At 68.6% G+C, this 22,828-nt stretch carries 19 protein-coding genes; 17 read left to right on the forward strand and 2 right to left on the reverse strand.

From position 1 onward, the window contains the following. Position 1: 1 nt before the first annotated feature. Positions 2 to 823, reverse strand: a complete 822-nt coding sequence (locus tag OG509_RS24425) for a hypothetical protein (protein ID WP_406184635.1) — start codon at positions 821 to 823, stop codon at positions 2 to 4. 122 nt (positions 824 to 945) lie between these two features. Next, complete coding sequence (locus OG509_RS24430) at positions 946 to 1,167, reverse strand: hypothetical protein (RefSeq protein ID WP_406184636.1); 222 nt, start codon at positions 1,165 to 1,167, stop codon at positions 946 to 948. A gap of 349 nt (positions 1,168 to 1,516) precedes the next feature. Here OG509_RS24430 and OG509_RS24435 point away from each other — a divergent pair, with 349 nt between their 5' ends. The 17 genes from OG509_RS24435 to OG509_RS24515 all read left to right on the forward strand — a co-directional run bounded on the left by OG509_RS24435 (position 1,517) and on the right by OG509_RS24515 (position 22,540). After that, entirely contained in the window at positions 1,517 to 3,817 is a 2,301-nt protein-coding gene (locus tag OG509_RS24435) for an ABC transporter family substrate-binding protein (RefSeq protein ID WP_406184637.1), read from the forward strand. A gap of 318 nt (positions 3,818 to 4,135) precedes the next feature. Further along, positions 4,136 to 6,040: a translational GTPase TypA gene (gene typA / locus OG509_RS24440; RefSeq protein ID WP_214352693.1), complete on the forward strand. Its 1,905-nt coding sequence runs from the start codon at positions 4,136 to 4,138 to the stop codon at positions 6,038 to 6,040. Between the two features lie 429 nt (positions 6,041 to 6,469). Then, positions 6,470 to 8,104, forward strand: a complete 1,635-nt coding sequence (locus tag OG509_RS24445) for an ABC transporter substrate-binding protein (protein WP_406184638.1) — start codon at positions 6,470 to 6,472, stop codon at positions 8,102 to 8,104. A 174-nt stretch (positions 8,105 to 8,278) separates the two neighbouring features. Further along, a complete protein-coding gene (locus OG509_RS24450) occupies positions 8,279 to 9,211 on the forward strand; it encodes an ABC transporter permease (RefSeq protein ID WP_406187666.1) in 933 nt (310 codons plus the stop codon). Then, complete coding sequence (locus tag OG509_RS24455) at positions 9,204 to 10,151, forward strand: ABC transporter permease (protein WP_406184639.1); 948 nt, start codon at positions 9,204 to 9,206, stop codon at positions 10,149 to 10,151. The genes OG509_RS24450 and OG509_RS24455 overlap by 8 nt, the downstream gene beginning before the upstream one ends. Before the next feature lie 20 nt (positions 10,152 to 10,171). Continuing rightward, entirely contained in the window at positions 10,172 to 11,218 is a 1,047-nt protein-coding gene (locus OG509_RS24460) for an ABC transporter ATP-binding protein (protein ID WP_406187667.1), read from the forward strand. Beyond that, positions 11,211 to 12,263, forward strand: a complete 1,053-nt coding sequence (locus OG509_RS24465) for an ABC transporter ATP-binding protein (protein WP_406184641.1) — start codon at positions 11,211 to 11,213, stop codon at positions 12,261 to 12,263. Before OG509_RS24460 ends, OG509_RS24465 begins: the two co-directional genes overlap by 8 nt. 97 nt (positions 12,264 to 12,360) lie before the next feature. After that, the gene (locus OG509_RS24470; protein WP_406184642.1) at positions 12,361 to 13,980 is read left to right on the forward strand and encodes an ABC transporter substrate-binding protein; all 1,620 of its coding nucleotides are present in this window, start codon (positions 12,361 to 12,363) and stop codon (positions 13,978 to 13,980) included. A gap of 66 nt (positions 13,981 to 14,046) precedes the next feature. Next, the gene (locus OG509_RS24475) at positions 14,047 to 15,027 is read left to right on the forward strand and encodes a GNAT family N-acetyltransferase (RefSeq protein WP_406184643.1); all 981 of its coding nucleotides are present in this window, start codon (positions 14,047 to 14,049) and stop codon (positions 15,025 to 15,027) included. A 107-nt stretch (positions 15,028 to 15,134) separates the two neighbouring features. Further along, positions 15,135 to 16,766 (forward strand): ABC transporter substrate-binding protein, encoded by a 1,632-nt coding sequence (locus OG509_RS24480; RefSeq protein WP_406184645.1) that lies wholly within the window; start codon positions 15,135 to 15,137, stop codon positions 16,764 to 16,766. A gap of 30 nt (positions 16,767 to 16,796) precedes the next feature. Then, entirely contained in the window at positions 16,797 to 17,720 is a 924-nt protein-coding gene (locus OG509_RS24485; protein ID WP_406184646.1) for an ABC transporter permease, read from the forward strand. Beyond that, complete coding sequence (locus tag OG509_RS24490) at positions 17,713 to 18,714, forward strand: ABC transporter permease (protein WP_406184647.1); 1,002 nt, start codon at positions 17,713 to 17,715, stop codon at positions 18,712 to 18,714. The genes OG509_RS24485 and OG509_RS24490 overlap by 8 nt, the downstream gene beginning before the upstream one ends. Positions 18,715 to 18,726: 12 nt before the next feature. Next, positions 18,727 to 19,701: an ABC transporter ATP-binding protein gene (locus OG509_RS24495; protein WP_406184649.1), complete on the forward strand. Its 975-nt coding sequence runs from the start codon at positions 18,727 to 18,729 to the stop codon at positions 19,699 to 19,701. Then, positions 19,694 to 20,725, forward strand: coding sequence for an ABC transporter ATP-binding protein (locus OG509_RS24500; RefSeq protein WP_406184650.1), 1,032 nt, complete (start codon positions 19,694 to 19,696; stop codon positions 20,723 to 20,725). The genes OG509_RS24495 and OG509_RS24500 overlap by 8 nt, the downstream gene beginning before the upstream one ends. 311 nt (positions 20,726 to 21,036) lie before the next feature. Further along, positions 21,037 to 21,231, forward strand: coding sequence for a hypothetical protein (locus OG509_RS24505; protein WP_030153401.1), 195 nt, complete (start codon positions 21,037 to 21,039; stop codon positions 21,229 to 21,231). Positions 21,232 to 21,263: 32 nt separating this feature from the next. After that, the gene (gene mshB, locus OG509_RS24510; RefSeq protein WP_406184651.1) at positions 21,264 to 22,160 is read left to right on the forward strand and encodes an N-acetyl-1-D-myo-inositol-2-amino-2-deoxy-alpha-D-glucopyranoside deacetylase; all 897 of its coding nucleotides are present in this window, start codon (positions 21,264 to 21,266) and stop codon (positions 22,158 to 22,160) included. Beyond that, the gene (locus OG509_RS24515; protein WP_406184652.1) at positions 22,157 to 22,540 is read left to right on the forward strand and encodes a DUF6113 family protein; all 384 of its coding nucleotides are present in this window, start codon (positions 22,157 to 22,159) and stop codon (positions 22,538 to 22,540) included. Before mshB ends, OG509_RS24515 begins: the two co-directional genes overlap by 4 nt. Positions 22,541 to 22,828 lie beyond the last annotated feature (288 nt).

Raw genomic sequence — 22,828 nt, forward strand, 5'->3', positions numbered from 1 at the left:
CTCAGAAGAACCTCGGATCGGTGAAGGTGCCGCTGGCCAGCAGGTACACGTAGAAGTCGCACAGGGCGACGCTGATCAGGGAGGCCCACGCGAGCTGCATGTGGCGGGTGTTGAGCCTGCTGACCCAGCCCCACAGCCGGTAGCGCACCGGGTGCTTGGAGAAGTGGCGCAGGCGGCCGCCCATGATGTGCCGGCAGGAGTGGCAGGAGAGCGTATAGGCCCAGATCAGCGTGATGTTGACGAGGAACAGCAGCGTCCCGAGGCCCATGTGGCCCCACTCGTAGCGGTCGTTGCGGAACGTCAGCACCGTGTCGTACGTGAGGATGCCCGCGACCGGCAGCGCCGCGTAGAAGAAGTACCGGTGGATGTTCTGGAGGATCAGCGGGAAGCGCGTCTCGCCGGTGTACTTCGCGTGCGGCTCGGCGACGGCGCAGGCGGGCGGCGAGGCCCAGAAGCCGCGGTAGTACGCCTTGCGGTAGTAGTAGCAGGTCAGCCGGAAGCCGAGCGGGAAGACCAGGATCAGCAGGGCGGGGGACAGTCCCCACCAACTGCCGAACAGGTCCAGGTTCGGGCCGCCGCGCATCTCCTGGCAGTTCTCCGCGAGACACGGGGAGTAGAACGGGGACACGTACGGGGCCGCGTAGTAGTCGGCGTTCGCGAAGGCCCGCCAGGTCGAGTAGACGATGAAGGCGAGCAGCCCGGCCGCGGTGACGGCGGGGGCCAGCCACCACCGGTCGGTGCGCAGGTGCCGGGCGGGGATCGCGGCCCGGGAAGCGTCGTGGACGCCGGTCAGCTGCCGGGGTGGTTCCGTGCCTGTGGCCAAAGGGGACTCCGGGTGGAGTGATGAGGGGTGACCCACGAGGCCCAGCCGCGGACGGCTGGGCCGGGTGGGGTGCTGGGGTGTGCGGGGGTGCGGGGCGCGGGTGCGCCGGTGCGCCCGCCGGGTCAGGGTGCCCGGCGGTCGCGGGCGCCGAGACCCTCGTCGTCGACGTCCTTCCACAGCGAGCTGTCGTACGGGGCGTCCGGGACCTGGACCATCGCCTCCTGCCGTGAGGCCCGCGGGGTGGCCGGAGCCTGCCGAGCGATGTCCTGCTCCAGCCGTTCCACCGAGCGGACCAGCTCGTTCAGGTTGCGTCGTACGGCGGTCAAATCGTCTTGCAGGGACATGACTTGCCCTCACTTCCGCTGGTTGCGGTGGCAACGCTCATGTGCGCCTGCGAGTGTCGCGCCTCCCGTCCCCGCTTGTGAAGGGACGTGCAGCGATTGCGGGCGCGCAGGCGCAATCTGTGCGCCCCTCCCTGCTCCCAGTTTGATCCCTCTTACGAGCGAACGCCCGTCCGCGGCGCAAGCCGGATTGGTCCGCACGGGTGGGGTTCGCGGCGTGGCGAGGGTCTGCTGCGAGAGGTGCGGCGAGCTGTGGATTTCAGTGTGTTGCGGCACCCAGTGTGATCAGCTCCATATACCGCCAAACGTGATCAAGCTGCCCCTTTCACGCCCCGCCCCGGAGGTACCACCCATGTCCCAGAGAAGGCGCAGGTCCTTGGCGCTCCTGACCTCGGGAGTCCTCGCACTGCCGCTGCTCGCGGGCTGCGGCTCTGGTGACGACGAGGGCGGCCCGGTGGCCGCCGGACAGGACATCGCGGCGACGGCCCGAGACAAGGTCGCCGACGGCGGCGTGCTGCGCTGGGCCGTGGACTCCCTCCCGGACACCCTGAACACCTTCCAGGCCGACGCGGACGCCACCACCACCCGGATCGCCGGGGCGGTGCTGCCGCAGCTGTTCGTCCTCAACGACAAGGGCCGGCCGGTCGCCAACCCGGACTATCTGGAGAAGGCCGAGGTCGTCGAGCGCGAGCCCAAGCAGGTCGTCCTGTACAAGCTGAACCAGCAGGCGGTGTGGAGCGACGGCCGCGAGATCGGCGCCGCCGACTTCGTGGCGCAGTGGCGGGCCCTGAACGGCAAGGACTCGGCGTACTGGACGGCCCGCAACGCCGGGTACGACCGGATCGAGAAGATCGAGCGCGGCAAGACCGACCTGGAGGTCAAGGTCACCTTCACCAAGCCGTACACCGACTGGCGCTCCCTGTTCTCCCCGCTCTACCCCAAGCAGGTCACCGGCACCCCGGACGCCTTCAACGAGGGCGCCCGCGGCACCATCAAGGTCACCGCCGGGCCGTTCAACCTCGGGGCCATCGACAAGAAGACGGGCACCGCCGCACTGACCCGCAACGCCCGCTGGTGGGGCCGGCCGGCCAAGCTGGACTCGCTGGTCCTGACCGCGGTGCCCCGCGCCGAGCGCCCGGCGGCGCTGGCCGCGGGCAAGGTGGACCTGGCGGAGATCGACCGCGCGGGCGCCGACCGGATCGCGCTGGCCCACCGGGACGCGGCGCGCAGCCCGAGCCCGGGCGGGGCCCCGGCGCACGGGCCGGCCGCGGCGATGACCCCGGCGCAGGCCACGATGTCCTGGGCGATCGCGTACGGCTCCGACGAGGGCAAGGCGGCGACGGAGCGAGAGACCCGGGCACAGAACGCCGAGGCGGCCAAGAACTACGCGGACGAGCAGTCGGCCCTGCGCTCCTTCACGGTCCGCAAGTCCCTGGAGCCGGCCTACACGCAGCTCGCCATGAACGGGGCCTCCGGCCCGCTGGCCGACGAGCGGGTCCGGCGGGCGGTGGCCCGGGCCCTTGACCGCAAGGAATTGGCCGAGATCGTACTGAAGCCCCTGGGCCTCCCGGCGAAGCCGGTCGGCAGCCACGTGGCACTGGCCGGGCAGCGGGCGTACGCCGACAACAGCGACGCGCTCGGCGGCAAGGACCTCCAGGCGTCCCAGGCCCTGCTCGCCGACGCGGGCTGGCGCCGGGGCGGCAAGATCACCGAGCCGGCGGGCGCGAAGGCCGGTCCGGAGGGGGAGGAGGGCCAGGACGACTCGAAGACCCCCTCGGGCCCGGGCACCGGCAACGACGGCCTCTACATCGTGGGCGAGACCGACGGACGCAACGGGGACAGCCTGGAGCGGGGGATCCCGGTGGTGGAGTCCGCGATCAAGACGGGTGCGGAAACGTCTCCCCAGGGCATGCGGGGCGAGCGGATCGACCCGTCGGGCCAGGAGGGCGAGGCCGCCGACCCGGGCGCCGTGGAGGACGACAAGCGGGGCCCCGCCCGCGACGGCCAGGCGCCCGATCCCGGCAAGGCCGCCAGCGCCTCCCCGGCGCCGGCCCCGGCCAAGCAGGTCCGTAACTCCGGAAACATGCTCGCCAAGGACGGCAAGGCCCTCAACCTGCGCTTCGTCCTCCCGGCCGGCCCCGGCTCGGAGGCCCTGCGCACGGTCGGCGAGCGGATCGCCCAGATGCTCAAGAAGGTCGGTGTGAGCACCGAGGTGACCAAGGTCGCCGACGAGAGCTTCTTCAAGGACCACATCGCCTCGGGCCAGTACGACCTGGCGCTCTACTCCTGGCCGGCCACGGCCTACCCGGCCACCGACGCCCGCCCGATCTTCGCCAAGCCGGAGCCGGCCGCGGACGGCTCGCTCCTCGTCGAACAGAACTACACCCGCGTGGGCACCGACCACATCGACCAGCTCTTCGACCAGGCCCTCGGCGAGCTGGACGAGGAGGCCTCGCGCGAGCTGATGCGCAAGGCGGACGCCCGGATCTGGGCCGCCGCCGGGTCCATCCCGCTCTTCCAGCGCCCCGAGCTGGTGGCCGCCAAGCCGAGCCTGGCCAACGCCGGCGCCTTCGGCCTCGGCACCCCCCGCTTCCAGGACATCGGCTGGAAGAAGCCGCCGGCCGCCAAGGAAGACCTGAAGAAGAAGAAGTGACAAAACGGGGCCGGACAGGTTGAGCTTCGGCTCCCAAGCTCAGATGTGACTCAAGTCGCTTGCCCGCCGGTTCTCCGGCGGGCAAGGTCGTTCCATACCCGTTGACCCGCGGCAATACCCGCAGTACCCACAGCCGGGAACCCCCCCACCCCGTACCCGGCCCTCCTCAGCCTTCCGGCCCCTTGACAGACCCCCCGGCGGGCGGTTCCCGCCACGCGACGTACGATGGGGTAAGGCCGTGGCAGGTTTTCCGCCCGGTCGAGGCGCGCGTGCCGGACCGTACGCGCCGCCATCCACGATCCCGGGAGAAGCGCCGAAGTGCCCACGCGCCACGACATCCGTAACGTCGCCATCGTCGCCCACGTCGACCATGGCAAGACGACCATCGTCGATGCCATGCTCAAGCAGGCCGGTGCCTTCGCCGCCCACCAGCACCTCGACGACCGCATGATGGACTCGAACGACCTGGAGCGTGAGAAGGGCATCACGATCCTCGCCAAGAACACGGCGGTGAAGTATCACCCCAAGGACGGCGGGGCCCCGATCACGATCAACATCATCGACACCCCCGGCCACGCCGACTTCGGTGGCGAGGTCGAGCGCGGTCTGTCGATGGTCGACGCCGTCGTTCTGCTGGTGGACGCCTCCGAGGGTCCGCTGCCCCAGACCCGCTTCGTCCTGCGCAAGGCCCTGCAGGCGAACATGCCGGTCATCCTCTGCATCAACAAGACGGACCGTCCGGACTCCCGGATCGACGAGGTCGTCAACGACACGTACGACCTCTTCCTGGACCTGGACGCCACCGAGGAGCAGATCGAGTTCCCGATCGTCTACGCCTGTGGCCGTGACGGCGTCGCCTCGCTGACCAAGCCCGAGGACGGCACCGTCCCCGCGGACAGCGACAGCCTGGAGCCGTTCTTCTCCACCATCCTGGAGCACGTCCCCGCCCCGGTGTACGACGACGAGGCGCCCCTCCAGGCCCACGTCACCAACCTGGACGCCGACAACTTCCTCGGCCGCATCGCCCTGGTCCGCGTCGAGCAGGGTGAGCTCCGCAAGGGCCAGACCGTCGCGTGGATCAAGCGTGACGGCACGATCTCCAACGTCCGCATCACCGAGCTGATGATGACCGAGGCGCTCACCCGCAAGCCGGCCGAGGTGGCCGGCCCGGGTGACATCTGCGCGGTCGCCGGTTTCCCCGACATCATGATCGGTGAGACCCTGGCCGACCCGGAGAACCCGATCGCGCTCCCGCTGATCTCGGTCGACGAGCCGGCGATCTCGATGACCATCGGTACGAACACCTCCCCGATGGTCGGCCGCGGCGGCAGCGGCAAGGGCGCGGACGCCAAGTCCGCGGTCAAGGACCGCAAGGTCACCGCCCGCCAGGTCAAGGACCGTCTGGACCGCGAGCTGATCGGTAACGTCTCGCTCCGCGTCCTCGACACCGAGCGCCCGGACGCCTGGGAGGTCCAGGGCCGCGGTGAGCTCGCGCTCGCCATCCTGGTCGAGCAGATGCGCCGCGAGGGCTTCGAGCTCACCATCGGCAAGCCGCAGGTGGTCACGCAGGAGATCGACGGCAAGACCCACGAGCCGGTCGAGCGCATGACGGTCGACGTCCCCGAGGAGCACATGGGCGCGGTCACGCAGCTCATGGGCGTCCGCAAGGGCCGCATGGACAACATGTCGAACCACGGCTCCGGCTGGGTCCGCATGGAGTTCGTCGTCCCGTCGCGCGGCCTCATCGGCTTCCGTACGGAGTTCCTGACGAACACCCGCGGTACGGGTATCGCCCACTCGATCCACGAGGGCCACGAGCCGTGGTTCGGCCAGCTGGTGACCCGTAACAACGGTTCGCTGGTCGCCGACCGCGCCGGTTCGGTCACGCCGTTCGCGATGATCAACCTGCAGGAGCGCGGCGTCCTGTTCACCGAGCCCGGCACCGAGGTGTACGAGGGCATGATCGTCGGCGAGAACTCGCGCTCCGACGACATGGACGTGAACATCACCAAGGAGAAGAAGCTCACCAACATGCGTGCGGCTTCCGCGGACAACACCGAGAACGTGGTGCCGCCCCGCAGGCTCTCCCTGGAGCAGTCCCTGGAGTTCTGCCGCGACGACGAGTGCGTCGAGGTGACCCCGGAGGCCGTCCGCATCCGCAAGGTCGTCCTGGACCAGAAGGAGCGCTCGCGCACCGCGTCGCGCGCCAAGTCCGGGAAGTAACGCCAAGTCGGTCCGGCCGGGCCGCCGTTGCGTCGGCAACCCCTTCACCACGGTTTCGTGGGGGAGGGGTTGTTGTCGTTTGTCAACCGGATTATTGCGTTCCAGTGTCCGCGGTGTCCGCATACCGACCGTGACGCTCCGGAAGATGAACTAACAGTCCGTTTCGCACGTGTCTGTCTCCTATCCGTTTGTCCGGATTTCGGGTTTTCGCCATGCGGTGATGTTGTGAAAACGAGACCAGTTAAGTGTGGTTTACGGTCAGGCAGTCCCTGAGGATGGCTCCATTGAGCTCGGGTCAATGGGTCACACGCTGTGGGGAGCGTCGACTCACGAGCACACTCGGGGCACTGTTCAACTCGCCGTCAGGGGTGTCGGCGAAACGTATCGGTGTCCTTCACATCAGACAGTGGACTCATGAGGAGGAAACCCATGCGCGGTGCCAAGAGCGCCAAGTGGGTAACGGGCGCGATCGTCGTCGCCCTGGCGGCGACCGCCTGCGGTGGCAACGACAAGGGCGCTGCCGGCAAGGGTGAGGTTGACCCGAACGGCATCTACTCCGTCGAGGTGGGCGAGCCCGAGAAGCTCCTCCAGCCGGCCGACACGATGGAGTCCAACGGCTCGATCGTCATGTCCGGGCTGTTCTCGCAGCTCGTCGACTACGACGCCGACGGCAAGCTCGTCATGGTGAACGCCGAGTCGGTGGACTCCAAGGACAGCAAGCTCTGGACCGTCAAGCTCAAGCCGGGCTGGACCTTCCACGACGGCACCAAGGTGACCGCCGACTCGTACGTCAAGGCCTGGAACTGGGCCGCGAACATCAACAACAAGCAGGGCAACGCGTCCTGGTTCGCGGACATCAAGGGCTACGAGGCGCTCCACCCCGAGGCCGAGGGCGCCAAGCCCACCGCCGAGGCGCTGGAGGGTCTGAAGGTCGTCGACGAGAACACCTTCACCATCGAGCTCGCCAACGCCGTTCCGTACTTCGCGTACAAGCTCGGCTACGAGGTCTTCTCCCCGCTGCCCGAGTCCTTCTACAAGGACCCGAAGGCCGCCGGTGAGAAGCCGGTCGGCAACGGCCCGTACAAGTTCAAGTCGTGGGAGCACAAGAAGCAGATCGAGCTCACCCGCTTCGACGACTACAAGGGCGAGAACAAGGCCAAGAACGGTGGCGTGATTCTCAAGAACTACTCCACCCTTGAGACCGCCTACGAGGACCTGAAGTCGGGCAACGTCGACGTCCTGCGTCAGATCGGTCCGAAGGACCTCCCGGTCTACCGCAACGACCTCGGTGACCGCGCCGTGGACCAGGCGTACTCGGCCGTCCAGACCCTGGCCATCGCGTTCTACGCCGACCAGTGGAAGACCCCGAAGCCGGTCGACCCCAAGGTCATCCAGGGTCTGTCGATGGCGATCGACCGTGACACCATCACCAAGACGGTGCTCCAGGGCACCCGCGAGCCGGCCACGGGCTGGGTCGCCAAGGGCGTCCTCGGCTACACGCCGAACGCCACGGGTGACGTCACCAAGTTCAACCCGGCCAAGGCCAAGGAGCTCATCACCGCCGGTGGTGGCGTTCCGAACAACGAGATCTCCATCCAGTTCAACTCGGACGGCGGTCACAAGGAATGGGTCGACGCTGTCTGCAACAGCATCACCCAGGCCACCGGCGTCAAGTGCACCGGCGACGCCAAGCCGGACTTCCAGGCCGACCTCCAGGCCCGTAAGTCCAAGCAGGTCAAGTCGATCTACCGCTCCGGCTGGGTCCTCGACTACCCGGTGAACGCCAACTTCATCAGCGACCTGTTCCGTACGGGCGCGGGCGGCAACCAGGGTGGCTTCTCCAACGCCGACCTGGACGCCAAGATCGCCGCGGCGGACACCGCTCCGTCGCTCGACGAGTCGGTGAAGGCGTACCAGCAGGTCGAGAAGGACCTGGTGAACTACATGCCGTCGATCCCGCTCTGGTACTACAAGGTCAACGCGGGCTTCTCGGAGAAGGTCCAGAACGTGAAGTACGCCCAGGACGGCGACCCGATCCTCGAAGGCGTCGAGGTCAAGAAGTAAGTCCCACAGCGTAATTCCGCTCGACGGATGTGGGCCGGCGGGGAGCCGGCCCACATCCGGGCCTAAATGCAGAGCCCGGGGGGCCCTTTCGCGACGCAGTGACGGTTCCGTCACGTGCGTGCGTGGCGAAAGGGCCCGTCCGGCTGCCTCTGCCGCATCTTCTACGGAGGCATGATGGGGCGCTATGTCGCACGACGACTGCTCCAGATGATCCCGGTCTTCTTCGGGACGACCCTGCTCATCTTCTTTATGGTCTACAGCCTGCCCGGCGACCCCGTGGCCGGACTCTTCGGCGACAAGGGCGCAGACCCCGCCACTCTGGCCGCACTCCGGCACGAGCACGGGTTGGACTTGCCGTGGTGGCAGCAGTACTACAACTACATGACCGGCATCCTGTTCCACTTCGACTTCGGACAGCAGATCCGCAGTGGACGTGAGATCACGGACGTCATCGGCTCCGCTTTCCCGGTCACGCTCCGACTGGCCTTCCTGGCCTTCGCCATCGAGATCGTCCTGGGCCTGGCCCTCGGGATCGTCGCCGGCCTCAAGGCCGGCAAGCTGGTCGACAACCTGGTCCTGATCCTCACCCTGCTGATCATCTCGATGCCGGTCTTCGTGCTCGGCTTCATCGTCAAGTCGGTGTTCGCCTTCCAGCTGGGCTGGATCGACCCCAACGTCAGCAACAAGGAGACGTGGGCCGAACTCATAGCGCCGGCCATCGTGCTCGGCTCGCTGTCGCTGGCCTATGTGGCCCGCCTGACGCGTACTTCGATGGCCGAGAACCTGCGCGCGGACTACATGCGCACCGCCGTCGCCAAGGGTCTTCCCAAGCGCCGGGTCGTCGGTGTGCACCTGATGCGCAACTCGATGATCCCCGTCGTGACCTTCCTGGGTACCGACATCGGCGCCCTCATGGGCGGAGCCGTCGTCACCGAGGGCATCTTCAACGTCAAGGGCGTCGGTGGTCTGATCTACGACTCGGTCGTCCGCCGCGAAGGCCTGACCGTGGTCGGTGTGGTCACCGTCCTGGTCGTCGTCTACCTCATAGCCAGCCTGCTCGTCGACCTCCTCTACGCGGTCATGGACCCGAGGATCCGGTATGCCTGACATGACCAAGACCGAAGTCGTTTCGACCGAGGGCGCCCTGGCACCCGTCGACGCGATCGCGCCCGTCACCCACGAGAAGGCGCGCAGCCTTTGGGGCGACGCGTGGGCCGACCTGCGTCGCAACCCGTACTTCGTCGTCTCCGCGGCGCTGATCCTCGTACTCCTGGTGATCGCTGTCTTCCCGGGCTGGTTCACCAGCGCCGACCCCACCAAGGGCGACCTGGTCCACCACTTCCTCGGCAAGCCGGAACTCTCCAAGGTCGGTACGCCGGACTGGTTCGGGTACGACGGCCAGGGGCGCAGTGTTTACGCGCGCCTCATCTACGGCACCCGGGCCTCGCTCATCGTCGCCACCTGCGTGACCGCGATCGTGACCCTCGTCGGCGGTATCACGGGCATGATCGCCGGCTACTTCGGCGGCCTGACGGACACGCTCATCTCCGGGATCACCAACATCTTCTTCGGTATCCCGTTCCTGCTCGGCTCGATGGTCGTCCTCCAGGCCTTCACCAAGCGCACGGTGTGGACGGTCGTCTTCGCCCTGGCCTTCCTGGGCTGGACGCAGATCACCCGCGTCATGCGCGGTTCGGTCATCACCGTGAAGCAGGCCGACTACGTGCATGCCGCGAAGGCACTGGGCGCCGGCACCACCCGGATCCTGCTGCGGCACATCCTTCCCAACGCCATGGCACCCGTGATCGTGGTGTCCACGATCGCGCTCGGCGGCTACATCGCGGCCGAGGCCACCCTGTCCTACCTGGGTCTGGGTCTCGCGGCCCCCACCATCTCGTGGGGTGTGGACATCTCCGCCGGTGCCGCACAGATCCGAGTGGCGCAGCACATCCTGCTGTACCCCTCGATCATGCTGAGCATCACCGTCCTCGCCTTCATCATGCTCGGCGAAGCGGTCCGCAACGCCCTCGACCCCAAGCTGCGCTGAGGAGGGCGTACGTGATCACCATGGACAACACCAGCACTGTTCCCTCCCCGCGTGACGGGAACCCGCAGACCCCGCTCCTCGAAGTGCGCGACCTGCACGTCGAGTTCCACACCCGTGACGGTGTGGCCAAGGCCGTCAACGGCGTCAACTACAGCGTGAGCGCCGGTGAGACCCTCGCCGTCCTCGGCGAGTCCGGCTCGGGCAAGTCCGTGACGGCGCAGGCCATCATGGGCATCCTCGACATGCCTCCCGGCAAGATCCCGCAGGGCGAGATCTTCTTCCGCGGCCAGGACATGCTCAAGATGAGCTTCGAGGAGCGGCGCAAGCTGCGCGGCCGGAAGATCGCCATGATCTTCCAGGACGCCCTCTCCTCGCTGAACCCGGTGCTCTCCGTCGGCTACCAGCTGGGCGAGATGTTCCGCGTCCACCAGGGCCTGTCGAAGAAGGAAGCCCGCCTCAAGGCCATCGAGCTGATGGACAAGGTCAAGATCCCGGCGGCGAAGGAGCGTGTGGACGACTACCCGCACCACTTCTCCGGCGGTATGCGCCAGCGCATCATGATCGCCATGGCGATCGCGCTGGAGCCGGACCTGATCATCGCCGACGAGCCGACCACGGCCCTCGACGTGACCGTCCAGGCCCAGGTCATGGACCTGCTCGCGGAACTCCAGCGCGAGCTCAACATGGGTCTGATCCTGATCACCCACGACCTCGGCGTCGTCGCCGACGTCGCGGACAAGATCGCGGTCATGTACGCCGGCCGGATCGTCGAGACGGCCCCGGTGCACGAGATCTACAAGCGCCCGGCGCACCCGTACACCCGCGGTCTGCTGGACTCGATCCCGCGCCTGGACCAGAAGGGCCAGGACCTCTTCGCGATCAAGGGTCTGCCGCCCAACCTCCTGCGGCTGCCGACCGGCTGCTCGTTCAACCCGCGCTGCACCGTCGCGCAGGACATCTGCCGTACCGACGTGCCCCTGCTCCAGGTGGTCAGCGAGCAGGACGGCTCCGAGCTGCCCGGCCGCGCCAGCGCCTGCCACTTCTGGAAGGAGCAGCTCCATGGCTGAGCTCACCAAGAACGCCCCCGAGCGCGAGCCGATCCTCCAGGTCCGCAACCTGGTCAAGCACTTCCCGCTGACGCAGGGCATCCTGTTCAAGAAGCAGGTCGGCGCGGTCAAGGCCGTCGACGGCATCAGCTTCGACCTGTACCGGGGCGAGACGCTGGGCATCGTCGGCGAGTCCGGCTGTGGCAAGTCCACCGTCGCCAAGCTGCTGATGAACCTGGAGCGGGCCACCGCCGGCGAGGTCTTCTACAAGGGCCAGGACATCACCAAGCTGTCCGGGCGCGCGCTGAAGGCCGTCCGCCGCAACATCCAGATGGTGTTCCAGGACCCGTACACCTCGCTGAACCCGCGCATGACGGTCGGCGACATCATCGGGGAGACCTACGAGATCCACCCCGAGGTGGCTCCCAAGGGCGACCGGCGCCGCAAGGTCCAGGATCTCCTGGACGTCGTGGGCCTCAACCCGGAGTACATCAACCGCTACCCGCACCAGTTCTCCGGCGGTCAGCGCCAGCGCATCGGCATCGCCCGCGGCCTCGCGCTCAACCCGGAGATCATCATCTGCGACGAGCCGGTCTCCGCGCTCGACGTGTCGGTGCAGGCGCAGGTCATCAACCTGATGGAGAAGCTGCAGGAGGAGTTCAACCTCTCCTACATCTTCATCGCGCACGACCTCTCGATCGTCCGGCACATCTCGGACCGCGTGGGCGTCATGTACCTGGGCAAGCTGGCCGAGATCGGCACCGACGCGCAGATCTACGAGCACCCGACGCACCCGTACACCCAGGCGCTGCTGTCGGCCGTCCCGGTCCCGGACCCGGAGGCGCGCGAGGGCCGCGAGCGGATCATCCTCACCGGTGACGTCCCCTCGCCGGCCAACCCGCCGTCGGGCTGCCGCTTCCGCACCCGCTGCTGGAAGGCCGAGGAGCGCTGCTCCACGGAGGAGCCGCTGCTGGCGATCCCGACGCGCTTCCAGGGCGTGAACACCCTGGCCGCGCACGAGTCGGCGTGCCACTTCGCGGAGGAGAAGGCCGTCCTGGCCGTCTGATCCCGCCGGAAAACGGTACGGGGCCCAGCCGATCCCGGCTGGGCCCCGTACCGTTTTCCCGCACCACCGAACGTGACTCCCGAGGAGGCAACCACCCATGCGCACAGCGAGCGCCCAGTGGATCGTCGGTGCCGTCGTCGTGGCGATGGCCGCCACGGCGTGCGGCCCCGGCGAGGACACGAAGACCGGCAAGGCCGGCGGGCACATCACCGTGGTCCTCGGCGAGCCGCAGCACGGGCTGGTGGGGCAGGAGACCGCCGAGACCGAGGGCGCCGAAGTCCTTCACGCGCTGTTCACGGGCCTGGTCGCGTACGACACCAAGACCAACGAGCCCAAGCTGGCCATCGCCGAGTCCGTCGACACCACGGACTCGAAGACCTGGACGATCAGGATCAAGGACGGGTACACCTTCCACAACGGCGAGAAGGTCGACGCACAGTCCTTCGTCCGGGCCTGGAACTGGGGTGCCGACCAGGAGAACACCGCCGAGTCGATGGGCTTCTTCTCGAAGATCGAGGGCTCGCAGGAACTGGCCCCGGGCAAGGGCAAGACGCCCACCGCCAAGGAGCTCAAGGGCCTGCGGGTCATCGACGACAGGACCTTCACCGTCACCCTGAAAGCGCCGTTCTCACAGTTCAGGACCATGCTGGGGTACGACGCCTTCTACCCGCTGCCCAAGGCGTTCGAGGCCGACCCGAAGGGGTTCGGCGAGTCCCCGATCGGAAACGGCCCGTTCCGCATGGACGGTACGTGGGAGCACCACAAGCAGATCAAGGTCAGGAAGTACGACAAGTACCCGGCCGAGGGCCGCGCCAAGCTCGACGCCGTGACCTTCAAGATCTACGACAACCTGGACACCGCCTACAACGACCTGCACAAGAACGCCCTGCAGATCACCGACAAGCTGCCGGTCTCCGCGCTCGCCACCGTCTCCGAGGAGTTCGGCGACCGCTACATCTACAAGCCGGAAGCCTCCGTCGGCTACCTCGGCTTCCCGCTGGAGGCCAACCCCGAGGCCTTCGGCAAGGCCGAGATCCGCAAGGCGATCTCGATGGCCATCGACCGGGAGGCCATCTCCAAGAAGATCTTCCAGGGCACCCGGAAACCGGCCGACGACTTCATCAGCCCGATCGTCCCCGGCTACCGCAGGGGCGCCCTGGGCGAGGCCGGCACGTACAACCCGATCAAGGCGAAGGCGCTGTTCCAGCAGGCCGGCGGCATTCCGGGAAACAAGCTGGAGCTCGGCTACAACGACGACGGCGGCCACAAGGAGTGGATCGAGGCCGTCGCCGCGCAGCTGAAGGCGAACCTGGGCATCGAGGCCACCGCCAAGCCGTACCAGAGCTCCGCCGCCCTGATCGACGACGTGAAGTCGCAGAAGTTCAAGGGCGCCTTCCGCATGGGCTGGGCCATGGACTACCCGGCGGCGGAGAACTACCTGCGCCCGGTCTTCTCCAAGGAGGCCATCGCGAACGGCTCCAACTTCGGGCGCTACGGCAACGACGAGTTCGAGGCCGTCCTCGCCGCCGCCGACCGCGCGACCGACCCGGCCGAGAGCCTGAAGCTCTACCAGCAGGCCGACGACATCGTCATCAGGGACCTCCCGTACATCCCGGTCTTCACCTACATGTCGGCCGTGGCCTACTCCAAGACCGTGAAGAACGTCGGGGTCGACGCGCAGGGCCGCATGGACCTGGCGCACGTCGAGCTCAACTGACACCCCACCGGGGGCCGCGCCGAAACGGAGTTGCGGGGGCGCCTCCGGCGGGCGGACAGTGGGCGGGTGACCGCGACACCGTACGGCCGCCGGAGCCGGCGCACGCTGACCCGGCGCACGCTGACCGTACGGCCCGCCGGGCCCGGGGACGCGTCCGACATCTGCGCCCTGCTCAACGCCGTCGACGTCATCGAGATCGGCAGACCGGAGACCGACCTCGCCGCCGTCGAGGCCGACCTCCACCACCCCGACACCGACCTGGCCAAGGACTCCTGGCTGGCCTTCGAAGGCGGCCGGCTCGTGGCCTGCGCCCAGGTGTGGAACGACTCCGGGCCCGGCAGGGTCGACTGCGACCACTACGTGCTGCCCGGCCACCGCGAGGCCGCCGTCCGGCTGCTGGAGCGGACGGAGATCCGGGCCCGCGAGCTCACCGCCGGGACGGGGGACGCCGTCATGCGGCTCCAGCTCAACGCGAAGCCCGTCCTCGACGCCGACGTGCTGCCCGGGCGCGGATACCGGTCCGTGCGCCGCCACCACGTGATGACCCGCGCCCTGTCCCCGGCCGCCGACCCGCCGCCCGCCCCTCCCGGGGGGCTCGTCCTGCGCGACTGCGCCGCCGGCGAGGCCGACCGGCGCCGGGTCCACGCCCTCGTCGAGGAGACCTTCGCCGCCCACTTCGGCCATGTGCACCGCCCGTACGAGGCATGGCTGGACCACCTCGACGCCCGCACCCTCGACTGGTCGCTGGTCTGGATCGCGAGCCTGCCCGGCGCCGGCGACGCCGGCGTCCTGCTGACCCGCGACGACCGCACCAGCATGGCCTGGCTGAGCCACCTCGGCGTCCGCGCCGACCTGCGCGGCCGCGGCATCGGCGGTTTCCTGCTGCGCCATGCCTTCGCCGCCTACGCGGCCCGCGGCCGGGACACCGTAGGCCTCGGCGTGGACACCCGCAACGCGACCGGCGCGCTCGCGCTGTACGAGGCGCACGGCATGACCCTGCACTACGCGGTGGACACCTGGGAGCTGAGTTTGCACTCGCGCGGGTGACAGGCGCGGGACGCGAGGGTGCAATCGGTCCAACCAGGAGCTTTCCGGCCCCCGCATAGGGTGACATTGGGCCCTAAGTGAGTCTTGGGAGCCTTAGGAGGCACTCCATGCGCGGAGCCACCCACGCCAAGTGGGCCGCATGTGCGGTGGCCGTAGCCCTCGCGGCGACGGCCTGCGGCGGTAGCGACAGCGGCGGGGACGGCGGCGGTGGCGCGGGAATCGTCAGCTCCTCCTGGGGTGATCCGCAGAACCCGCTGGAGCCGGCCAACACCAATGAGGTGCAGGGCGGCAAGGTTCTCGACATGATCTTCCGGGGCCTCAAGCGGTACGACCCGAAGACCGGCGCGGCCGAGAACATGCTCGCCGAGAAGATCGATACGACCGACAGTCAGAACTTCACCGTCACGCTGAAGGACGGCTGGAAGTTCAGCAACGACGAGCCGGTCACCGCGCAGTCCTTCGTGGACGCCTGGAATTACGGCGCGGACGTGCGCAACAAGCAGAACAACTCGCCGTTCTTCTCCAACATCGTGGGCTACGACGACCTCCACCCCGCCTCCGGGGAGCCCAAGGCCAAGACGATGTCCGGACTGGTCGTCAAGAACCCCACGACCTTCACCGTCGCCCTGAAGAACAAGTTCTCCACCTGGCCCGAGACCCTCGGCTACCAGGCCTTCTCCCCGCTGCCCAAGGCCTTCTTCACCGACCACGCCGGCTGGCTCAACAAGCCGATCGGCAACGGACCGTACACGGTGGACTCGTACACCAAGGGCACCGGCATGAAGCTGCGCACCTGGGACGGCTACCCGGGCGAGGACAAGGCGCAGAACAGCGGAGTCGACCTCAAGGTCTACACCGACAACAACACCGCCTACACGGACCTGATCTCCGGCAACCTCGACCTCGTCGACGACATCCCCGCGCAGCAGCTGAAGAACGTCAAGAACGACCTCGGCGACCGGTACATCAACCAGCCGGCCCTCATCATCCAGACCCTCACCTTCCCGCTGTACGACCCGCAGTGGAGCAAGGAGGGCATGGAGAACGTCCGCCGCGGCATCTCGATGGCGATCAACCGCGACGAGATCACCAAGCAGATCTTCCGCGAGACCCGCACCCCGGCCAAGGACTGGACCTCCCCGGCCCTCGGCGAGAAGGGCGGCTTCAGCGCCACGCTCTGCGGCGACGCCTGCAAGTACGACCCGGCCGCGGCCAAGAAGCTCATCCAGGACGCCGGCGGGCTCCCCGGCGGCAAGGTCACGCTGACGTCCAACGTGGACACCGGTTCGCACCGCGAATGGATGGACGCCGTCTGCAACAGCATCAACAACACGGTCGGCGAAGGTCCGGTCTGCACGGTGAACCCGATCGGCACCTTCGCCGACTTCCGCAACCAGCAGAGCTCCTTCAAGCTGACCGGCCCCTTCCGCTCCGGCTGGCAGGCCGACTACCCGCTGATCCAGAACTTCCTCCAGCCGCTCTACTACACCGGCGCCTCCTCCAACTACGGGAAGTTCAGCAACCCGGAGTTCGACAAGCTCGTCGACGAGGCCAACCAGGAGAGCGACGCGGCCAAGGCCATCGCGAAGTTCCAGGACTCCGAGAAGATCCTCGCCGCGCAGATGCCCTCCATCCCGCTCTGGTACCAGAACGGCAGCGCGGGCTACGCCGAGCGGCTCACGGACGTGGCGCTCAACCAGTTCAGCGTCCCCGTCTACAACGAGATCAAGGTCAGCTGACCCCCTGTCGGATCGATCCTGGAGCAGTCCATGGGACGTTATGTGATCCGGCGGCTGCTCCAGATGATCCCGGTGTTCATCGGCAGCACGTTCCTGATCTTCTTCATGGTGTACGCGCTCGGCGACCCGGTCGCCGCCCTCTTCGGCGACAAGGCGCCCGACCCCGCCACCGCCGCGCGCATCCGCAAGGACCTCTACCTCGACCGGCCCCTGTGGGAGCAGTACCTCCACTACATGGGCCAGATCTTCCAGGGCGACTTCGGCACCGCCTTCAACGGCCAGCCCGTCACCGAGCTGATGGCCTCGGCCTTCCCCGTCACCCTGCGCCTGACCATGGTCGCGATCTTCTTCGAGGTCGTCATCGGCATCACCCTCGGCGTCATCAGCGGGCTGCGCCGGGGCAAGTCCGTCGACACGAGCGTGCTGGTGCTCACCCTCGTCGTCATCTCCGTGCCCACGTTCGTGACGGGCTACGTGCTCCAGTACCTCTTCGGCGTCAAATGGGGCTGGGTCCGGCCCACCGTCTCCCCGGACGCCCCCTTCAACGAGCTGATCCTGCCCGGCATCGTGCTCGCGCTGGTCTCGCTCGCGTACGTCACCCGGCTCTCGCGCACCTCCATCGCCGAGAACGTCAAGGCCGACTACGTGCGCACCGCCGTCGCCAAGGGCCTGCCGCGCCACCGGGTCGTCACCCGCCACCTGCTGCGCAACTCGCTCATCCCCGTCGTCACCTTCATCGGCACCGACATCGGCGCCCTGATGGGCGGCGCCATCGTCACCGAGCGGATCTTCAACATCCACGGCGTCGGATACCAGCTCTACCAGGGCATCCTGCGCAACAACTCCCCGACGGTGGTCGGCTTCGTGACCATCCTCGTCATCGTCTTCCTGCTGGCGAACCTGCTCGTCGACCTGTTCTACGCGGTCCTGGACCCGAGGATCCGTTATGCCTGAGCGCAGCGAGCCCGCCTACGACCCACTGGAACCCGCAAAGGGGGAGGCCATCGCCCCCACCGGCCAGGGCGGCCCCATGGATCTCGCGCTCGACGAGGCCGAGAGCCTGGAGAAGACGCTCGGCGACGTACCCGGCGGTCCGGGCGAGAAGGCCCGCTCCCTGTGGTCCGACGCCTGGCACCAGCTGGTCCGCAACCCCGTCTTCGTCATCTCCTCGCTGATGATCCTGTTCCTCGTGATCATCGCGATCTGGCCGCAGCTCATCGCGAGCGGCGACCCGCTCCAGTGCGACCTGTCCAAGTCCCAGCAGGGCTCCTCACCCGGCCACCCCTTCGGCTACGACACCCAGGGCTGCGACGTCTACACCCGCACCGTCTACGGAGCCCGCGCCTCCATCACCGTCGGCGTCTGCGCCACCGTCGGCGCCGCCCTGCTCGGCTCGGTGCTCGGCGGTCTCGCCGGGTTCTTCGGCGGCTGGGGCGACTCGCTGCTCTCCCGGGTCGCGGACATCTTCTTCGGCATCCCCGTCGTCCTCGGCGGCCTGGTCTTCCTGTCGGTGGTCACCAGCACCACCGTCTGGCCGGTCGTCGGCTTCATCGTGCTCCTCGGCTGGCCGCAGATCGCCCGCATCGGTCGCGGCTCCGTCATCACCGCCAAACAGAACGACTACGTCCAGGCCGCCCGGGCCCTCGGCGCCGGCAACGGCCGGATGCTGCTGCGGCACGTCGCGCCCAACGCCATCGCCCCCGTCATCGTCGTCGCCACCATCGCCCTGGGCACGTACATCGCCCTGGAGGCCACCCTGTCCTTCCTCGGCGTCGGCCTGCGCCCGCCCACCGTCTCCTGGGGCATCGACATCTCCAACGCGGCCCCGCAGATCCGCAACGCCCCGCACATGCTGCTCTGGCCGGCGGGCGCGCTGAGCCTGACCGTGCTCGCGTTCATCATGCTCGGCGACGCGGTCCGCGACGCCCTCGACCCCAAGCTGCGCTGAGGAGTGGGCACCATGCTGCTCGAAGTCCGCGACCTCCATGTGGAGTTCCGTACGCGGGACGGAGTCGCCAAGGCCGTCAACGGCGTCAACTACTCGGTGGACGAGGGCGAGACGCTCGCCGTGCTCGGCGAGTCCGGCTCGGGCAAATCGGTGACCGCCCAGGCCGTGATGGGCATCCTCGACGTCCCGCCGGGCCGGATCGCGGGCGGCGAGATCCTCTTCAAGGGCAAGGACCTGCTGAAGATGAAGGAGGACGAGCGGCGGAAGATCCGGGGCGCCGAGATGGCGATGATCTTCCAGGACGCCCTGTCCTCCCTGAACCCGGTCCTCAGCGTGGGCGCCCAGCTCGGCGAGATGTACGAGGTCCACCGCGGGATGTCCCGCAAGGACGCCAAGGCCAAGGCCGTCGAGCTGATGGACCGGGTGAAGATCCCGGCGGCGCGGGAGCGGGTGGGGGACTACCCGCACCAGTTCTCGGGCGGCATGCGCCAGCGCATCATGATCGCGATGGCGCTGGCCCTGGAGCCCTCCCTGATCATCGCGGACGAGCCGACGACGGCCCTGGACGTCACCGTCCAGGCCCAGGTGATGGACCTGCTCGCCGAGCTCCAGCGCGAGCTCAACATGGGGCTCATCCTCATCACCCACGACCTCGGTGTGGTCGCCGACGTGGCCGACAAGATCGCCGTCATGTACGCGGGCCGGATCGTCGAGGCGGCCCCCGTCCACGAGATCTACGCCGCGCCGGCGCACCCGTACACCCGCGGCCTGCTCGACTCCATCCCGCGCCTCGACCAGAAGGGCCAGGAGCTGTACGCGATCAAGGGCCTGCCGCCGAACCTGCTGGCCATCCCGCCCGGCTGCGCCTTCAACCCGCGCTGCCCGATGGCGCAGGCGGTCTGCCGCACCGACGTCCCGCCGCTCGCGCAGGTGGGCCAAGGCCGCACGAGCGCCTGCTTCTTCTGGAAGGAGTGCCTCGGTGGCTGAGACCATCCTGGAGGTCAAGGACCTCGTCAAGCACTACCCGCTGACCCAGGGAATCCTGTTCAAGAAGCAGGTCGGCGCGGTCAAGGCGGTCGACGGGGTCTCCTTCGGCCTCGCGCGCGGCGAGACGCTGGGCATCGTCGGCGAGTCCGGCTGCGGCAAGTCCACCGTGGCCAAGATGCTGGTCAACCTGGAGCGCCCGACGGCCGGGTCGATCTCGTACAAGGGTGAGGACATCACCAAACTGTCCGGCAGGGCCCTCAAGGCGGTCCGCCGCAACATCCAGATGGTGTTCCAGGACCCGTACACCTCGCTCAACCCGCGCATGACGGTCGGCGACATCATCGGGGAGCCGTACGACATCCACCCCGAGGTGGCGCCGAAGGGCGACCGGCGCCGCAAGGTCCAGGAACTCCTCGACGTGGTCGGGCTCAACCCCGAGTACATCAACCGGTACCCGCACCAGTTCTCCGGCGGCCAGCGACAGCGCATCGGCATCGCCCGCGGCCTCGCCCTGCGGCCCGAGGTCATCGTGGCGGACGAGCCGGTCTCCGCGCTCGACGTGTCCGTCCAGGCCCAGGTGATCAACCTCCTGGAGCGGCTCCAGAACGAGTTCGACCTGTCGTACGTGTTCATCGCGCACGACCTCTCGATCGTGCGGCACATCTCCGACCGGGTCGGCGTGATGTACCTGGGCCGGGTGGTGGAGATCGGCACCGACACGCAGATCTACGACCATCCCACCCACCCGTACACCCAGGCCCTGCTGTCGGCCGTGCCCGTCCCGGACCCGCAGGCCCGCGCCCACCGCGAGCGGATCATCCTGACCGGCGACGTGCCCTCCCCGGCCAATCCGCCGTCCGGGTGCCCGTTCCGCACCCGCTGCTGGAAGGCCCAGCAGCGCTGCACGGACGAGGTCCCGCTGCTGGCCGTTCCGGAGGCCTTTCCGTCCGGCCCGGCGGCCCACCCGTCGGCCTGTCATTTCGCAGGCGAAATCCGGCCACCCCGCGCGGATTCGCTCCGTTAGGGTCACCTTTCCGCCAACCCGGTTTACATGCAGGCAACTTGACCGTTTCTGTCCCGAGATCTGGGGCGTGCAGCCTGGGTCCCGTGCGGCCGTGCGGGTGCCGACAGCCGGCCGGGGAGGCGTACAGACTCCCCGGCCGGCCTCCCCCGTGACCCTGCGCATGCGCGGCGTGCGCCCCCCGTGCTGCCGGAATTCGATCGATGCGCTGGTACGGATAGTTATGATCCGTAGCGCACGGTGGGTATGTACTCCGCCGAGCACTGAGTACGAGTACGCGTACCGATGTCCGCTCGACGTGGAGGTGAAACGCCGTGGCACTCTCGATCTCGGCCGTGGTGCTGCTGGCGATCGTCGTCTTCCTGCTGGTCCGCCGGTCGGGCCTGAAGGCGGGCCACGCCGCTGTCTGTGTGCTCCTCGGGTTCTACTTGGCGAGTTCGACCATCGCACCGACCCTCAGCCAGCTGACCACCAACGTGGCCAGCATGATCAGCGGCCTCAAGCTGTAGGCCGCACGCCGCTTGATCGTAGGCTTGGCCCCATGAACGGTCTTCCCGCCCGTCGGCTGCTCCTCGTGCACGCGCACCCGGACGACGAGTCGATCAACAATGGCGTCACCATGGCCAAGTACGCGGCCGAGGGTGCCCACGTCACGCTCGTGACCTGCACCCTCGGCGAGGAGGGCGAGGTCATCCCGCCCGGGCTGGCGCACCTGGCGCCCGACCGCGACGACACCCTGGGCCCCCACCGCATCGGCGAGCTCGCCGCCGCCATGGCGGAACTCGGCGTCACCGACCACCGGTTCCTCGGCGGCCCCGGCCGCTTCCGGGACTCCGGGATGATGGGCGCCGAGCAGAACCGCCGACCCGGGTCCTTCTGGTCCACCGACGTGGACGAGGCCGCCGCCCACCTCGTCCAGGTCATCCGCGAGGTCCGCCCGCAGGTGCTCGTCACGTACGACCCGGACGGCGGCTACGGGCACCCCGACCACATCCAGGCCCACCGCGTCGCCACGCGCGGCGCGGAGCTGGCCGCGGAGGCCACGTACCGCCGCGACCTCGGCGACCCGTGGCGGATCGGCAAGATCTACTGGAACCGGGTGCCGCGCTCGGTGGTCGAGGAGGGCTTCGCCCGGCTGAAGGCGGCGGACCCCAAGGCGCCGTTCCCGGGGCTTGCTTCGCCGGACGACGTGCCCGGGGTCGTCGCCGACGACCGGGTCACCGCCGAGATCGGGGCCGACGAGGCGTTCGTGGCGGCCAAGGCGGCCGCGATGCGCGCCCACGCCACCCAGATCGCCGTGGACGGGCCCTTCTTCGCGCTCTCCAACGACCTCGCGCAGCCGCTGTTCACCCGTGAGTACTACGAGCTGGTCGCGGGCCGCCCGGGCGCCCCGGCGGGCGAGCGCGAGCACGACCTGTTCGCGGGGGTGGACGCGTGACCGGCACCCTGACCCCCGGGCGGATCGCCACCCTGCTCGGCCTGTTCGTCGTCGGCCTGCTGACCGGCGCGGCCGGCTGGCTCGTCGTGGACCTGTGGTTCCCCGCCGGGCTGCTGCTGGGCCTGCTGGCGCTCTTCGGGCTGTTCCTCGGCGGCCGGATCGCCGTCGGGACCGGGCTCGGCGTGGGCGCCGGGGCGCTCGGCTGGTTCCTCGCGTACGTGGTGCTCGCCATGCCGCGCCCCGAGGGGGACTTCCTGCTCGGTTCGTCCGGAATCGGCATGTACGTCTACCTTTTGGGCGGGACGGTGCTGGCTGTGATGTGTGCCACGCTGCGCGGCCCGTTCGAGGGGCCGGTTTCGGCCGCGCGGTCCGGCAAGTGACGTGCCGTTGAACACGGTCGGGGTGCGCGTTCACGGGGGTTGGGCGAGGGTCCGCGGGCTGCTCGGAGGGGGCGCGAGGGGGTTGAAGGGGAACCCCTGATTCCCCTAGGACAGTTGCGCGAGGGCGGCGGCCAGTATGGTGGTCGGGCCGCCGAGCTGCCCGCGCACGGCACGCGGGCGGCGGAGCCAACCGGGAGAACCTGCCTTGAGTCGTGAAACCGACAGTTCGTCCTCCGGGCCCCAGGGGCGCGGTGGAGCCGCTTACCCCTCGGGTACACCGCCGTACGG

Source organism: Streptomyces sp. NBC_01006, from assembly GCF_045162725.1.
GTDB lineage: Bacteria > Actinomycetota > Actinomycetes > Streptomycetales > Streptomycetaceae > Streptomyces.

Bases quoted from the DNA above. Each gene is read 5' to 3' on its own strand.
- OG509_RS24465 (WP_406184641.1), top strand. From the start codon at position 11,211: ATGGCTGAGCTCACCAAGAACGCCCCCGAGCGCGAGCCGATCCTCCAG.
- OG509_RS24485 (WP_406184646.1), top strand. From the start codon at position 16,797: ATGGGACGTTATGTGATCCGGCGGCTGCTCCAGATGATCCCGGTGTTC.
- OG509_RS24435 (WP_406184637.1), top strand. From the start codon at position 1,517: ATGTCCCAGAGAAGGCGCAGGTCCTTGGCGCTCCTGACCTCGGGAGTC.
- OG509_RS24430 (WP_406184636.1), bottom strand. From the start codon at position 1,167: ATGTCCCTGCAAGACGATTTGACCGCCGTACGACGCAACCTGAACGAG.
- OG509_RS24480 (WP_406184645.1), top strand. From the start codon at position 15,135: ATGCGCGGAGCCACCCACGCCAAGTGGGCCGCATGTGCGGTGGCCGTA.
- OG509_RS24470 (WP_406184642.1), top strand. From the start codon at position 12,361: ATGCGCACAGCGAGCGCCCAGTGGATCGTCGGTGCCGTCGTCGTGGCG.
- OG509_RS24455 (WP_406184639.1), top strand. From the start codon at position 9,204: ATGCCTGACATGACCAAGACCGAAGTCGTTTCGACCGAGGGCGCCCTG.
- OG509_RS24460 (WP_406187667.1), top strand. From the start codon at position 10,172: ATGGACAACACCAGCACTGTTCCCTCCCCGCGTGACGGGAACCCGCAG.
- mshB (WP_406184651.1), top strand. From the start codon at position 21,264: ATGAACGGTCTTCCCGCCCGTCGGCTGCTCCTCGTGCACGCGCACCCG.
- OG509_RS24490 (WP_406184647.1), top strand. From the start codon at position 17,713: ATGCCTGAGCGCAGCGAGCCCGCCTACGACCCACTGGAACCCGCAAAG.
- OG509_RS24450 (WP_406187666.1), top strand. From the start codon at position 8,279: ATGGGGCGCTATGTCGCACGACGACTGCTCCAGATGATCCCGGTCTTC.
- OG509_RS24445 (WP_406184638.1), top strand. From the start codon at position 6,470: ATGCGCGGTGCCAAGAGCGCCAAGTGGGTAACGGGCGCGATCGTCGTC.
- OG509_RS24495 (WP_406184649.1), top strand. From the start codon at position 18,727: ATGCTGCTCGAAGTCCGCGACCTCCATGTGGAGTTCCGTACGCGGGAC.